The organism is Curtobacterium sp. MCSS17_006, from assembly GCF_003234215.1.
GTDB lineage: Bacteria > Actinomycetota > Actinomycetes > Actinomycetales > Microbacteriaceae > Curtobacterium > Curtobacterium flaccumfaciens.
The window spans coordinates 21,324-35,461 of sequence record NZ_QKSO01000025.1; the positions used below are offsets into that span (position 1 = coordinate 21,324).

The window sequence follows — 14,138 nt, forward strand, 5'->3', positions numbered from 1 at the left end:
CAGTCCGACGACCCTGAGGAGGATCGACATGACCACTGCACGCGAGATCATGACGGAGGGCGCCGAGTGCGTCGGGGAGAACGACACGCTGGTCGACGCCGCGAAGAAGATGGCGGACCTGGACGTGGGCGCCCTGCCGATCTGCGGCGAGGACGACAAGCTCAAGGGCGTGTTGACGGACCGCGACATCGTCGTGAAGTGCGTCGCCAAGGGCGGGACCCCCGGCGACTACACGGCGAAGGACCTGGGCTTCAGCGAGGTCGTCACGATCGGTGCCGACGACGACATCCGTGACGCGCTGACCACGATGGAGCGGCACCAGGTCCGGCGTCTCCCCGTGATCGACGGACACCGGCTGGTCGGGATGATCAGCCAGGCGGACGTGGCGCGGAAGCTCGAGGCCGGGCAGACCGGCGAGACCGTCGGGGCGATCTCCGAGGACTCCTGACCGCGCAGCGCCGACCGAAGGGACACAGTGGTCAAGAACCTCGACATCATCACACTCGATCCCCACGGGGAGGTCCGCCCCATCGTGCTCGTGCCCGAGCACGGGTCCCCGATCAAGGTCGTCATCCGTGGCGATCCTCCCGCACGGTTCGTACACGTCGGGCGGGCGTGGTGCGCCACCGGCGACATGGTGCAACCTCCTGCTTGTCCGCTCGCCTACGAGTACCGGCCCGCCGACGGCATCTCGTGATCACCGATCCGTTGGTCCGAGGCGCGTCGTGAGCGCACTGGGATCCTGCAGCAACGCCCCGCAAGCCGTCGTCGTCGGCCAGATCGCGCGTGACCTGGTGCTCGAGGTGGACCGGCTCCCGAGCGTCGGCGGGAGCGCGCCCGTGGGGAAGCGGATCGAACGGCTCGGCGGGAAGGGCGCGAACCATGCGCTCGGGCTGCGGCAACTCGGGATCGCGTCGGCCGTGGTCGGCGTGGTCGGAACCGATGACGCCGGCGATGCGGTACTCGAGGAAGCCGCACGCGAACGGATCGACACCTCCGTGATCACCCGTCGCGGGAGGACCGCCCTGCTCGTCGACCTGGTGGTCGACGGCGGGCGACGCCTGTTCGAGGACGTCCCCGGGAGCGCGCTCACGACGCCGGACGACGTCGCGAGCGCATCAGCGGTGTTCATGACGGCGTCGGTGGTGACGTTGCAACTCCAGCAGCCCGCCGACGCCCTGCTCCGAGCCGCGCAGCTGGCGCAGTCCGCCGGCGCACGGATCGTGCTGGACGGTGCGACCGGCACGGACGACGACGCACTCGTGGAGGTCGCCGACGTCGTCCGAGCCGATGCGATCGAGGCGGAGATCCTCACAGGGTCGGGCATCGCATCGCGGCAGGACGCTGCGCGCGCGACCCGGCAACTGCTCGGACGCGGGGCCTCGGTGGCGGCGGTCACGGTCCCCGGCGCCGGCGACTTCGTCGACTGGGGCACCGGGAGCGCTTTCCTGCCCTACGGCGACATCGAGGTCGTGGACCCGACCGGCGGCGGCGACGCCTTCGTCGCAGGGCTGGTCGCCGCCCTGATCAGCGGCGCCGATCCACGCTCGGCCGCCGAGTCCGCAGCCCGGGCTGCGGCGTCGACCGTGGCCCACCTCGGCGGGCGTCCGGACCTCAGCAGCTGACGACCGCGGCGTCGCACCGCACCGCACCGCACCGCACGATGGAAGGGAACACCATGACCACGACCGCACCGGCACCGTACGAGGGTTTCGACCGGCTGTTCATCGGCGGCGAGTGGCGCCCGGGCAGCTCCGACCGGACCGGGCAGGACACGAACCCGTGGACCGACGAGACGCTGCTGGAGCTGTCGCTCGCCGGCCAGGACGACGTCGACGCGGCGTACGAGGCGGCGCGCGCCGCCCAGGTCGACTGGGCGCGGGCCACCACGGCGGAGCGGGCCGGTGTCATCACCCGCGCCGTGCAGGTGTTCGACGACCGCAGGGACGAGATCACCGACTGGCTCGTGCGCGAGGCCGGGAGCACCCGCTTCAAGGCGGAGTTCGAGTGGGACACCGCCCGTGCCGTCACCCAGGAAGCGGCGTCGTTCCCGTACCGGGTGCACGGTGAGATCCGCGGCTCGGACATCCCGGGCAAGGAGAACCGAGCCTACCGCGACCCCCTCGGCGTCGTCTGCGTCATCAGCCCGTGGAACTTCCCGCTGCAGTTGTCGCAGCGGTCCGTCGCGCCGGCGCTCGCACTCGGCAACGCCGTCGTCCTCAAACCCGCGAGCGACACCCCGGTGGCAGGCGGCCTCCTGCTGGCGAAGGTGTTCGAGGAGGCCGGCCTGCCCGCCGGTCTGCTGAACGTCGTCGTCGGTGCCGGCAGCGAGATCGGCGACTACGTCGTCGAGCACCCGGTGCCCAAGCTCGTCTCCTTCACGGGCTCCACCGCCGTCGGCCGGCACATCGGTGAACTCGCCACCGGCGGCGAGCACGTGAAGCGGGTCGCACTCGAGCTCGGCGGGAACGCTCCGTTCGTCGTGCTCGACGACGCGGACGTCGAGCAGGCGGCGCGCGCGGCGGTCTTCAGCCGGTTCCTGCACCAGGGCCAGGTCTGCATGAGCACCAACCGGATCGTCGTCGACACCTCGGTGCACGACGCCTTCGTGGAGGCTTTCGTCGCCCGAGTCGGCGCGCTGCGGGTCGGCGACGTCGACGACCCAGAGACGTTCATCGGTCCGGTCGTGAACGACAAGCAGCTCGAGTCCCTGCAGCAGAAGATCGCGACCGCCCGCGACGAAGGCGCCCGACAGGTCCTCGGTGGCGACGCCGACGGCCGAGTGCTGCCACCGCACGTGTTCGTCGACGTCACCCAGGACATGTCGATCGCCCGCGAGGAGTCCTTCGGCCCGATCGTGCCGATCATCCGAGCGGACGGGGAAGAGGATGCCCTCCGCATCGCGAACGACACCGACTACGGCCTGTCCAGCGCCGTCTTCACCCGCGACCTCGAGCGTGGGGACCGGTTCGCCCGCCGCATCGACGCCGGGATGACCCACGTCAACGACGTCAGCGACGAGGACGAGGCGAACGCACCGTTCGGCGGCGAGAAGAACTCCGGCCTCGGGCGCTTCCGTGGGGACTGGATCATCGACGAGCTCACGAAGCTGCACTGGGTGTCGATCCAGCGCAGCCAGCGCGGCTACCCGTTGGTGTGATCCGAGAGATCGGTGGTCACCGCCGGATCGTGGCCACCGTGCTCACGCGGAGGTCCTCGAAGGTGCTGGTGAAGCCGGAGCCCCCGAGCGAGATGAGCCCGACACGGGGCGTACTGCCGAGGTCCGCCGTCCACGTCCCACCCCGCACGAAGTGCCGACCGTCCAGGCTCGTGTACGCCGTGTACCGGTCCTCACCCCGGACCTCGCGGTGGACGATCCGGAGCGTGGTGGTGTCCCCGACCGGACCGACGACCATGTTGCCGTAGCTCGGCGCCCCGGCCGGTTGCCCGGACACCTGCTTGCCGAACTCGGTCTGGCGGGTGTTGAAGATCGAGTTCGAGGTGAGCCGGACGTAGTTGCCGTCGTCGCCCCAGACGATCAGGCCGCCCTGCACGTAGTTCAGGCCGTCGCCGGTCGCCGGGGTGTCCACCCCGACCGTGGTCTGGAGCACGTAGTCCCCACGGGGCGCCGGTTCGGACAACACCGATGCGAGCGGCGTCGCCGGCGGGTGGATGTCGGCGTCCTGCGTCTGCCAGCGGAACGTGCCGTCAGCGACGGTCCAGGTGGACGGGTCGGGCGCACGCGTCCACGTGAGCGCGGCGGGCAACGCGGCACCGTCGAAGGAGGTCGACAGCCCGCGGATCGTCCGACCCGGCACGTCGACCGGGGCGGTGGACGCCCGGTACGTCGGTCGTTGCCCGGGCTGCGCGACCGGCCCCGGCTGCACCGTGTCGGACGGCCCGGCACCACCGCGGACGACCGGCCAGCCGCCCTGCCAGTCGAGCGGGTCGATCAGCGCCGGCCGCTTCGTGTAGGTCGGCTGCCCCGCGTAGTACGGGTCGGTGCGATCGGCCGCGTGGTAGATGATCCAGTCCTGGCCGGCGAAGTCGGTGACCACGGTGTTGTGGCCGGTGCCGACCCAACGGTTGCCGTTCTGCGCAAGCAGGGGCGTGCCGCCGACGCGGGTGCTCGTGGTCGCCACGCCGTCGCGGTCCGTGAACGGCCCGAGCGGGCTCCGTGACCGGGCGACGAAGACGCCGTAGCCGGTGAGGGCGCCGTTGCAGCAGTTCGTGGCGGAGCCCATGAAGTACCACCAGCCGCCGTGCCGCATCAGGTACGCGCCCTCGTAGCGGTTGTCGATCGCGATCTGCCGCTCGGTCGACGGGTCGGATCGCAGGCCGTCCGCGCTGAGCCGCCGGACGTTCACGCCGCCGAAGTAGCTGCCGAAGTACAGGTAGGTCGTCCCCTTGTCGGTGATGACCTCGGGGTCGAAGGCCCACCGCGCGCCGTCGCCGTTCGGCGCGGTCTGCGGTGCCACGACCGGTCCGCCGGAGTCCTTCCACGGGCCCGTCGGGCTCGAGCTCGTCGCCACCCCGACCGCGGAGCCGCCGCCGCTCGGCCCCGTCGCCGACGGGGTGTCCGAGGCCGCGTAGTACAGGTACCACGTGCCCACGCGGCCGCGGTCCCCGGCGCGGTAGACGACGTCCGGCGCCCAGATCCCGTTCGCGTCTCCCACCCAGGCGGGCTTCGTCGGGAACGCGTCGTTCACGTACGTCCAGTGGGTCAGGTCGGTCGACCGGTACGTGGGCACCGCGTGCTGCACGAGGGACCCGTCCGGGTTCTGCTCCGTCGCGGTGAGCGCGTCGGTGGTGCAGTACAGGTACCAGTTGCGGTCGCGTCCGGCTCCGTGGATCACGGTCGGGTCCGCGCAGCTCGCCGCCGTCTGCCCGTCCGGCAGGCTGAGCGCGACCGGGTTCCGGTGGCTGGGCGCCGCGCGGCCGTGCCGGCTGGCCGCACTCGACGCCGCGGTCGTGGAGGTGGTCGCCCGGGTGGTCCCGCCCGGCACCGCGGACGCGTCCGCTGGCGCGGCCTGGAGGCCCGTGGTCGCGACGCCGAGGAACGTCACGACGGCGAGGAGTGCGGTGGATGATCGGCGCATGCCGGACCTGCTCTCGTCGTTGAGGGAGGTACTGCTTGAGGGACTGCGGGTGTCGCCTGGCGACGTGCGCGAGCGTACGCTCGGCTCGACGAAGGAGTCATGCCATGCCCGCGAGGTTCGTCTACTGGATCAACGTCTCCGTCGACGGGTTCGTCGAACGGGCCCCCGGCGAGCACGACGGCCTGGACGGACCCGACTGGATCCGCATCGACGAGCCGCTGCACCGCGAGTTCAACGCCCGCGCCGCCGCGATGACCCTGTCCGTCGAGGGTCGGGTGGTGCGCGACATGATGGACCCGTTCTGGCCCGACGCCCGGCACGACGAGTCGATGCCGCAGTACCTGCGCGAGTACGGCGAGATCTGGACCGCGCAGCCGAAGATCCTGGTGTCCCGCACACGGACCACCGCCGACCACGACACCCGGGTCATCGGTGGCGACGGCGACGCGATCGCCGAGCTGGCCGCGATCCGTGCCTCCGGCGACGGCGACGTCGGCGTGGGCGGGCCGAGCATCGCGAGCCAGTTGCTCGACGCCGGGCTGCTCGACGAGGTCATGCTGTTCACGCACCCGTCGGTGCTCGGCGCCGGCCGACCGCTGTTCGACCCGCCGCTCGCGGGGCACCGGCCGCTCGTGCAGCTCGACCTGTTCGAGCAGCAGCGCTACGACAACGGCGTCACCATGCACCGGTACGACGTCCGGCGGTCCTGAGCGCTCGGAACGTCAGTCCTCGACGGGCTCGGTGGCGATGATCCGGACGTACCAGGCGCTGTCCCGGTCACTGTCGAACCCGTTGAAGGAGACGCTGTCCGCCTGGCGACGCAGCTCCGCCGGAAGGTCGATCCGCTGTGACCCGTCTCGGCAAGCCATCGGCTCTGTCGGTTGGGTCTGCGAGGCGCCCGCCGACCCGATGGTGGAGGAGCCACTCATGTGCCCGTCCCCGAAGCAGGAGAACTCGAGGTGGTCGACCGACTCCGGGTGCGGGAACGTGATGGTGACGCCCGTGCCTGGTTCGTCACTGTCGTCGTCCCCGGGCGACACCGCGGCGAACAGGGCGCCGAGCTCAGTGTCCGACTCGACTGCTCGCTGCCGCTTCTCCCAGGCGGACAGCGCTGCCTCGTCGACGGGCGGCGGCCCGGCGCAGCCGGCCAGCAGGAGCACACCCGCGATCGCGGGCAGGAGCAGGGCGGGGACGGAGCGCACGCTGTGAGCCTAGTGACGCGGTGGACCCGCCCGCGGAACGACGGGAGGCGCGGTGCCGGCTGGCACCGCGCCTCCCGGCCGTGGGGTGGTCGCGTCAGACGTCGCGACGGCGCGCGAGCGTCAGGGCGAGGCCACCGACGACGAGCACCTCGGCGGCGAGGACGCCGAAGCCGCCCCAGCCGTTCAGCTTGATGCCGCCGTTGGTGGCAGTGGCGGCCGCGCTCGCACCGTCGTACGAGTAGGCGTAGAGCTGGCTGCCAGCTGAGTCGGGCAGGAACGCCGCGATGTTCATCGGCCACTCGACGTTCATCAGCCCGCTCATGAGTGCGAGCACCGACGGCACGACCAGCAGGAGGCCGAGTGTGATCGCGATGCCACCGGCGCTCGAGCGGACGAGCAGACCGATGCCGTAGGCGAGGAGCGCCAGCATGGACAGGTAGACCGACGAGCCGAGGATCGGCAGGAACACCGACGGATCCCCGATCTCCGGCTCGACACCGTTGCCGGCGAGCAGCGGGAGCGAGATGAGGACGCCGATCCAGGTGGCGACGGCGCTGACGACGAACGTCGTGACGGCGAGCACGGTGGCCTTCGCCAGGATCACGCCGGTGCGGCGCGGGTCGGCGGTGAAGGTCGAGCGGACCTGGCCCGTGCCGTACTCACCGGTGATGATGAGGACGCCGAGGACGCCGACGACGAGCGACGAGAGCATGACGCTCACGGCGTTGGCGTTCACGAGCGTGCCGTTGGCGGCGTCCGTCGGCAGGTCCTGCCCGCCGTTGTTCGCGATCGCACCGACCAGCGCGGCGATTCCGATGGTGACGACCACGAGGATCGCGTAGCACCAGAACGTGGATCGGATGCTGCGCAGCTTGATCCACTCGCTCCGCACCAGGTGCGGGAACGACAGGCGGGTCGAGCCGGACATCCGGGTCGACGGCGTGGTGGGCGAGGTGGTGGCGCTCATCGGGTGCCCTCCGATCGGTACTCGACGTCGTCGCGGGTGAGGGCCATGTAGGCCTCCTCCAGGCTCGCGCCGGTCGGGGTGAGTTCGTGCAGGGGGACGCCTGCCTGTGCGGCGATGTTGCCGACCGTCGGTGCGTCGGGCCCGACGACGAGGAACGAGCCGTCCTCGCGCTGGGTGACCGCGGCGTTCGGGCCGATGGCGGTGAACAGGCCGTTCGGGTCCGGCGTGCGGACGATGACGCGGCTGACGGCGGCATCGGTGCCGGCAGCGGCTCCACCACCGGCGACGAACTCGGCGATCGGGGCGTCGGCGAGGACCTTGCCCCGGCCGAGCACGACCACGCGGTCGGCGGTCTGTGCCATCTCGCTCATCAGGTGGCTGGAGAGGAACACCGTGCGGCCGTCGGCGGCCATGCGGCGAGCGAGCTGACGCACCCACACGACACCGTCGGGGTCGAGGCCGTTGACCGGCTCGTCGAGGATCAGGGTCTTCGGGTCGCCGAGCAGTGCGGCAGCGATTCCCAGGCGCTGCCCCATGCCGAGGGAGAACCCGCCGACGCGCTTCTTCGCGACGGAGTCGAGGCCGGTCATGTCGATGACCTCGTGCACGCGGGACTTCGGGATGCCGTGGGTCGCCGCGAGCGAGAGCAGGTGGTTGTAGGCGCTGCGGCCCGAGTGCACGGCCTTCGCCTCGAGCAGGGCGCCGACCTGCCGGAGCGGGTCGCGGAAGCTCGTGTACGGCTGGCCGTTCACGGTGGCGGTGCCCGACGTGGGCCGGTCGAGCCCCATGATCATGCGCATCGTGGTGGACTTCCCGGCGCCGTTGGGCCCGAGGAAGCCGGTCACACTGCCGGGACGCACGACGAAGGAGACGTCGTCCACGGCGGTCTTCGGACCGTACTGTTTGGTGAGATGGCTGACTTCGATCACGGCCTCGACGCTACGGGAGGGGCCGTCGGCGCCGCGTCCGCCGTTGGGGGGAGATGTGTGCTCCCACAGGGTGACGCGGGGGCGGCGCCGGGGCGGGGGTCGGCATCGGCGTCGCGCGGGTTTTCGTGCTGGGCGACAGTTCACGCGCGCGGCGGCCCGTGAGATGTCGCTGGACGCGAAAGGCCGGCGCGCCGTGCTCAGACGGGCTGGTGGGCCGGACGCTCATCCCCAGGGTCGCGAGCGAACGCGAGGCTCTCCTCGATGATCGACAGCACGACCGCGAGTTCCTCGGCGTCGCGCGGGCCGTAGACCATGAACTCGGTCCCGTGGTCCTCGTACTGGTGCGGGATCGCCCACCCGAGTTCGGTCAGTTCGGCTCCCCGTGCGACCGGGAGACAGAGGTGGACCGAGGTGTCCTCGACGCCGTGCAGGTGCACGGGTTCGAGTCGTCCGTCCGGCGCCAGTGAGGTCCACGGGACGACGTGGGCGCGCTGACCGCGCAGGAACAACGCGCGTGACGACGCCGGCGACACCTGGCTGTGCCCCTCTTCGACGCCGGGCAGGGCGACCGCACTCCCCACGAGTGCTCCCCACAGTTCCGGCGTCGCACGGTCGGTGAGCTGCCGCTGGGGACCGGCGTCGGACACGGTGGGCCGTTCGCCGCGACGGATGGACCTGATCATTGCTCGACGATACCGGCTCGGCCGGGTTGCGTCGCTCCTGTTCGGGCCCTCACGAGGAGGGGGAAGCGTCCGCGTCGACCTCGTACGCCTCGAACCGGGCGTCGGCGAGGATCGCGTCGACGAGTGGCCGTGAGCCTGCGACGATCGTCGAGTCCCAGTCGATCTCGGTGGCGAGCACCCACTCGTGCCCCTCGGGCCAGAGCATCTGCGGGGTGTGCCCGACGTCGACGTCCGTGCCCACGCGGGCGTCGTCCGTCCAGGACGGGTCGCTGAGCTGCAGCAGGGACATGGAGAGCAGGAAGCACTCGCGGGCCGGCCACAGGAAGCGCGGACCCGCGAGCGATTCCCGGAGCGCAGCCTGCTCCCGCCGGTGCTGCGCCTGGGCCCGGGCCATGTGCGCCTGCATCTCCACGCGCTCGGCCGCCGTCGGCTCGCCGCTCCCCTGCCACCCGAAGCCCAACGTCGACGCGTTCAGGTCGCCCCATCCGTCCCAGACCGCCCCGACCAGGTCGTCCGGGGTCGACGTCGCGTCGGCGAGGAGCCCGGTGAGCGCGGCGAGTTGCTTCGGCTCGTACCAGCCCGTTTCGGGTGGATGGACGACCCAGCCGTCCTCGAAGGGCAGGTCCGACTCGTCGTCCCGACCGCTGAGCGTCTGCCACGACACGAGGGGGTCGATCGTCCGACGGGTGCGCTCGGCGACGTCGGCCCAGCGCCACTCGGCCGACTCGAGGACCGGGTGCTCGTCGTACTCGTCCACGGTCGTCCGGTCCTCGCGATCCGCTCGGAGCGGGTGCAGGATCCGGGCGTACGCCTCGAACCCGGTGCCCGCGACGCCGCCGAACGAGGCGAACGAGCCGGCCCGGGCCAGCAACCAGTCGCCGCGCGAGGCGTCCTTGATCAGTTCCACGTGCCGAGCCTAGGACTGACCGGGGCAGCCGTCAGGACGTCGTCCGGACCTCGAACCCGGGCAGGTCCGACACCGGATCGGTCGCCAGCCGGGCGTGCGTCTCCACGTCGAACCGCTCCGAGCCGTACCGGAGCTTCTGCCGTTCGACGCCCTCCGCGCGGAACCCGGCGGTGGCGGCGACTCGACACGACGCGAGGTTGTTCGAGCGGTGTCCGAGTTCGAGGCGGAAGAGCCCGGCGTCGAACGCCCAGGTCGACACACTCGTCAACGCACGAGCGGCGAGCCCACGGCCGCGAGCATCGGCCGCCAGCCAGTAGTGCGCCCAGGCCGTGGCGTGCCGGAACTCGATCGCCGCGAGCCCGACGTTCCCGACCGCGACTCCGTCCTCCACGATCGCCCAGTTCTTCGCCCGCTCGTCGAACCGCAGGGCGCCCCTGATGTGCGCGCGGGCCTGCTCCTCGTCATCGAGCCCGACGTCCGGGAACTGCGTCGCGAGGTCCGGGTTCGACCGGCTGGCGACGAAGAGCGCAGCCGCGTCGTCGAGCGACCACGGGCGCAGCACGACGACCATGTGTGGTCTCCCCGACCGTCAGCCGGCAGCGGGCCCGGCCTGCGGGCGGGGTGCGCGGAGGCCGGGGAACTCGTCGTCGCGCCACTCCGCCTCGGCGCGCGTGCCGTTGGTCACCGACTGTTCCTCGCGCTCCCGCAGCTCCACGCGGCGGATCTTGCCCGAGATGGTCTTCGGGAGCTCCGCGAACTCGACGCGGCGGACGCGCGCGTAGGCGGGGAGAGCCGTGCGTGCGTACTCCAGGACCTGCCTGGCGGTGTCGGCCGACGCCTCCCATCCGGTGGCCAACGTGACGTACGCCTTGACGACGTTGAGACGGGCGTCGTCGGGTGCCGGGACGACCGCGCTCTCGGCCACGGCCGGGTGCTGCAGCAGAGCGCTCTCCACCTCGAACGGCGACACCTTGTAGTCCGAGGACTTGAAGACGTCGTCGGTGCGGCCGATGAAGGTCAGCTCGCCGTCGGCGTCGCGGACAGCGATGTCGCCGGTGTGGAAGAAGCCGTCGCGCATCGACGAGGCGGTGCGGTCGGGGTCACCGAGGTACTCGGCCATCAGGTTGACGGGCCGCTCGGTGAGGTCGAGGCAGACCTCGCCCTCGTCGCCCGGTTCGCCGGTCACGGGGTCGAGCAGCGTCACGGTCACACCGGGGAGCGGCTTGCCCATCGCGCCGGGTGTCACGGCGGCGCCCGGGGCGTTGCCGATGATCGCCGTGGTCTCGGTCTGCCCGTAGCCGTCGCGGATGGTGAGCCCCCACGCTGCCTCGACCCGGCCGATGACCTCGGGGTTGAGCGGCTCGCCGGCCGAGATGAGCTCCCGGAGCGCGCGCGGCTTCGCGCCGAGGTCGGACTGCAGCATCATCCGCCACGCGGTCGGCGGCGCGCAGAACGTGTTGACCTCGGCCTGCTCGAGCTGCGCGAGGAGTGCGGCGGGGTCGAAGCGCGCGGTGTTGTGGATGAACACGGTGGCCTCCGCGATCCACGGCGCGAAGAAGCAGCTCCAGGCGTGCTTGCCCCACCCGGGCGAGCTGATCGTCAGGTGCACGTCGCCGGGTCGGACGCCGAGCCAGTACATCGTGCTGAGGTGCCCGACCGGGTACGACGTCTGGGTGTGCACGACCATCTTCGGCTTCGACGTCGTGCCGGACGTGAAGTAGACCAGGCACGGGTCGGTCGTGCGGGTGACGACGTGGGGGCGGACCTCATCGGTGGGAGCGGGCTCACCCAGGTCGCTCGGGTACTCCGTCCACCCGTCAGCGGGACCGCCGATCACGATGCGCGTGAAGGACCCGCGGACGTCGTCGTACTTGTGCGTCTCGCTCCGGTTCGTGACGACGTGCGCCACCGAGCCCCGGTCGACGCGGTCCTGCAGGTCGGCGGTGTCGAGCATCGTCGAGGTCGGCAGGATGACCGCGCCGAGCTTGATCACGGCGAGCATGGTCTCCCAGAGCTCGAGCTGGTTGCCGAGCATGACGAGGACGTGGTCGCCCTGCTGGACGCCGAAGCCGTGCAGGCGCGCGGCGAGCCGATCGGACCGTGCGGCCATCTCGGCGTAGCTGAGCCGCTGCTCACGACCGTCCTCCTCGACGATCCAGAGCGCGGTGCGGCTGTTGCCGGTCGCGATGACGTCGAACCAGTCGGTCGCCCAGTTGAACGTGTCGCCGACGTCCGGCCAGCGGAACCCGGCGCGTGCCGCTTCCGGAGAGTCCGCGGCGAGGAGCTGGTCGCGGGCGGCACGGTACGCGTCGGTCGGGTTCACAGAAGACACGGACCGATCATGCCGCATCCGTCTCAGAGCCGATCGATCAGGCGAGTTCCCGGAGCCAGCGGTCGAGCCAGGGAATGATGCGCGAGAGGTCGTCCGCGTCGATCGCGTCACTCGCGGCCGCACGTGCCGCCGGACCCGCGTTGAGCGCCAACGCACTGGGGAGCGCCTGGAAGAGCGGGATGTCCGAGCGGCTGTCGCCGACAGCGCAGCAGCGTTCGATCGGTACACCGAGGTCACGAGCGAGCGCGAGCGCCCGGTCCCGCTTGTCGAACTCGTCGAAGTGCTCGGCGACGGTGCCGTCGTGGATGCCGCGGTGCTCCCCCACGCGGGGCCCGCCGTTCGGGACGAACCCGAACCGCCGCGCGAGGGAACGGGTCACGGGCTGCCACGCGAGCGACGCGAGCACGGGTTCGACGTCGTGGGCACGGCACCACGCGACGACGGTCTCGGTTCCGGGCAACACCGGCAGGCTGTCGAGCCACCGGTCGACCGTCGCGACGGACGTGCCACGCCACCCGCGTGCGTCGACCTCACTGACCTGCTGGTTGGTGAGATCGCCGTCGGCGTAGCGGGCTTCTGCATCGTCGAGCGCGTCCTGGTGCCCGAAGCGGGCAGCCAGGAAACTGCTGCTGGAACCGGGGCTGACGAGGGTTCCGTCGACGTCGAAGAACACGATGCCGACGGTCACTGCCGGCCGCTCCCCCGCACGACCGCATCGAGCACCCGGATCGTCTCGTCGGTGTCGACGTGCAAGTGCGCCCCGATGCCGAGCGCACGTGCAGCCTCGATGTTCTCCGGCACGTCGTCCACGAAGAACACCTCGTCCGGATCCGCCCCGAGGCGCTCGAGCGTGATCCGGAACGCCTCGGGATCGGGCTTGTTCACGCCGATCTCGTGGGAGTAGCAGATCGGGTCGAACACCGCCGAGAACCGGAAGCGCCGCTCCTCTTCCTCTCGAGCGCCGTCGCCCGAGTTCGACAGGATCGCGAGGCCGATCCTTCCGCGGAGTCCGGCGAGGAAGTCGTACAACGGCTGGTTCAGCGTTCCGCAGTACGCATCCCAGAAGTCGGCCCGCATGACGGCGAGCTGGTCGGCCCCCAGCCCGAGCGCCGTACCGATCGAGCCCCAGTACTGGTCGACGACACCGGTCTGGCGAGAGGCGTCGGGCAGGTCGGCTGCGACGAGGCGAGCGGAGAAGTCGTCCGTCGTCATCCCCAGACGCTCGGCCCACCGCGCCCGGAAGCGTCCGGGCCAGGCGGCGTCGTCCACAAGTTCGAGGACGCCGCCAACGTCGGACAGCAACCACCGCACGGCGGGCCCCGCAGCCCCGGCCGTCCCGCCGCTCACAGCGATCCCCGCAGCTGCCGGATCATCTCGATCTCGAGTTCGCTCGGATCGAGGACGTACGCCTCGGTCGCCCCCGTCGGCTCGTAGCCACGACGAGCGTAGAAGGCCTGCGCACGGGTGTTCCCCGCGTGCACGTGCAGCCGCAGGGCCGAGCCGTGTGCAGCCGCCCACACCTCGATCTCGTCGAGCAACGCATCGGCGACGCCGGCGGAACGGCCCCGGTGTGACGGAGCGACGTAGACGCCGACCAGGAGCGGCCCGACCCGGGGGCCGGGGACGAACACGCCCATCGTCCCGACCCACCGGCCGCCGGCATCGATGGCGGCGAGGGTCGTCCCGCCGACGTCGTGCTCACGGCGGCCGCGTCGACGCCAGTCACGCTCCTGCAGCCGCTCCGCGTCGGCGAGCCGCTCCCCGTACGCCTTCGGGGTGTCCCGGAGCATCTCCAGCCGCAGTGCCCGAACGGACTCCCAGTCGTCCTCCGTGGTCGGTCGGATCGTCGTTCCCCGCATGACCCGAGCCTAGGGGTGGCAGGCCCGGAGAAATCGTTCCAATCCGACTGGCGGACGACGCCGAATCACCTGCAACGACCGGGAAACACCCGGAGCGCTCACCAGCCGCACATCGCTGGTTCTCCACCCCACCAAGGGTGTGTTCGGCGCGCACACAGCA

Annotated in this window: 16 protein-coding genes; 5 read left to right on the top strand and 11 right to left on the bottom strand. The window is 71.3% G+C overall.

Annotated features, from left to right (window positions below; translation table 11 throughout):
- The first annotated feature begins 28 nt into the window (after positions 1 to 28).
- The 4 genes from DEJ21_RS17630 to DEJ21_RS17645 are packed head-to-tail and all read left to right on the top strand — an operon-like array spanning position 29 to position 3,160.
- Complete coding sequence (locus tag DEJ21_RS17630) at positions 29 to 448, top strand: CBS domain-containing protein (protein WP_111225481.1); 420 nt, start codon at positions 29 to 31, stop codon at positions 446 to 448.
- A 27-nt stretch (positions 449 to 475) separates the two neighbouring features.
- Positions 476 to 697 carry a hypothetical protein gene (locus tag DEJ21_RS17635; RefSeq protein WP_111225482.1) on the top strand — a complete coding sequence of 74 codons (222 nt, stop codon included), beginning with the start codon at positions 476 to 478 and terminating at the stop codon, positions 695 to 697.
- Between the two features lie 28 nt (positions 698 to 725).
- A complete protein-coding gene (locus DEJ21_RS17640) occupies positions 726 to 1,625 on the top strand; it encodes a PfkB family carbohydrate kinase (RefSeq protein ID WP_220036591.1) in 900 nt (299 codons plus the stop codon).
- Positions 1,626 to 1,678: 53 nt separating this feature from the next.
- Positions 1,679 to 3,160, top strand: coding sequence for an aldehyde dehydrogenase family protein (locus DEJ21_RS17645; protein ID WP_111225483.1), 1,482 nt, complete (start codon positions 1,679 to 1,681; stop codon positions 3,158 to 3,160).
- A gap of 16 nt (positions 3,161 to 3,176) precedes the next feature.
- On the opposite strand, the gene DEJ21_RS17650 is transcribed toward DEJ21_RS17645, so the two are convergent.
- Complete coding sequence (locus DEJ21_RS17650; protein ID WP_111225484.1) at positions 3,177 to 5,099, bottom strand: family 43 glycosylhydrolase; 1,923 nt, start codon at positions 5,097 to 5,099, stop codon at positions 3,177 to 3,179.
- A gap of 104 nt (positions 5,100 to 5,203) precedes the next feature.
- Here DEJ21_RS17650 and DEJ21_RS17655 point away from each other — a divergent pair, with 104 nt between their 5' ends.
- Positions 5,204 to 5,809, top strand: coding sequence for a dihydrofolate reductase family protein (locus tag DEJ21_RS17655; protein ID WP_111225485.1), 606 nt, complete (start codon positions 5,204 to 5,206; stop codon positions 5,807 to 5,809).
- 12 nt (positions 5,810 to 5,821) lie between these two features.
- On the opposite strand, the gene DEJ21_RS17660 is transcribed toward DEJ21_RS17655, so the two are convergent.
- From DEJ21_RS17660 to DEJ21_RS17705, 10 genes are all read right to left on the bottom strand, one after another.
- Positions 5,822 to 6,301 (bottom strand): hypothetical protein, encoded by a 480-nt coding sequence (locus DEJ21_RS17660; protein ID WP_111225486.1) that lies wholly within the window; start codon positions 6,299 to 6,301, stop codon positions 5,822 to 5,824.
- A gap of 94 nt (positions 6,302 to 6,395) precedes the next feature.
- On the bottom strand, positions 6,396 to 7,268 hold the full coding sequence (locus tag DEJ21_RS17665) for an ABC transporter permease (RefSeq protein WP_111225487.1): 873 nt from the start codon (positions 7,266 to 7,268) through the stop codon (positions 6,396 to 6,398).
- Positions 7,265 to 8,197 carry an ABC transporter ATP-binding protein gene (locus DEJ21_RS17670; protein WP_111033997.1) on the bottom strand — a complete coding sequence of 311 codons (933 nt, stop codon included), beginning with the start codon at positions 8,195 to 8,197 and terminating at the stop codon, positions 7,265 to 7,267. Before DEJ21_RS17670 ends, DEJ21_RS17665 begins: the two co-directional genes overlap by 4 nt.
- 197 nt (positions 8,198 to 8,394) lie before the next feature.
- On the bottom strand, positions 8,395 to 8,880 hold the full coding sequence (locus DEJ21_RS17675) for a luciferase family protein (RefSeq protein WP_220035580.1): 486 nt from the start codon (positions 8,878 to 8,880) through the stop codon (positions 8,395 to 8,397).
- A 49-nt stretch (positions 8,881 to 8,929) separates the two neighbouring features.
- Complete coding sequence (locus DEJ21_RS17680) at positions 8,930 to 9,787, bottom strand: hypothetical protein (RefSeq protein ID WP_111225488.1); 858 nt, start codon at positions 9,785 to 9,787, stop codon at positions 8,930 to 8,932.
- A 31-nt stretch (positions 9,788 to 9,818) separates the two neighbouring features.
- Positions 9,819 to 10,358, bottom strand: a complete 540-nt coding sequence (locus DEJ21_RS17685) for a GNAT family N-acetyltransferase (RefSeq protein ID WP_111225489.1) — start codon at positions 10,356 to 10,358, stop codon at positions 9,819 to 9,821.
- A gap of 18 nt (positions 10,359 to 10,376) precedes the next feature.
- On the bottom strand, positions 10,377 to 12,137 hold the full coding sequence (locus DEJ21_RS17690; RefSeq protein WP_181435954.1) for an AMP-binding protein: 1,761 nt from the start codon (positions 12,135 to 12,137) through the stop codon (positions 10,377 to 10,379).
- Between the two features lie 19 nt (positions 12,138 to 12,156).
- Positions 12,157 to 12,807, bottom strand: a complete 651-nt coding sequence (locus DEJ21_RS17695) for an HAD family phosphatase (RefSeq protein WP_111225491.1) — start codon at positions 12,805 to 12,807, stop codon at positions 12,157 to 12,159.
- Positions 12,804 to 13,466, bottom strand: a complete 663-nt coding sequence (locus DEJ21_RS17700) for an HAD-IA family hydrolase (protein WP_111225492.1) — start codon at positions 13,464 to 13,466, stop codon at positions 12,804 to 12,806. Before DEJ21_RS17700 ends, DEJ21_RS17695 begins: the two co-directional genes overlap by 4 nt.
- Positions 13,463 to 13,978: a GNAT family N-acetyltransferase gene (locus tag DEJ21_RS17705; RefSeq protein ID WP_111225493.1), complete on the bottom strand. Its 516-nt coding sequence runs from the start codon at positions 13,976 to 13,978 to the stop codon at positions 13,463 to 13,465. Before DEJ21_RS17705 ends, DEJ21_RS17700 begins: the two co-directional genes overlap by 4 nt.
- Positions 13,979 to 14,138 lie beyond the last annotated feature (160 nt).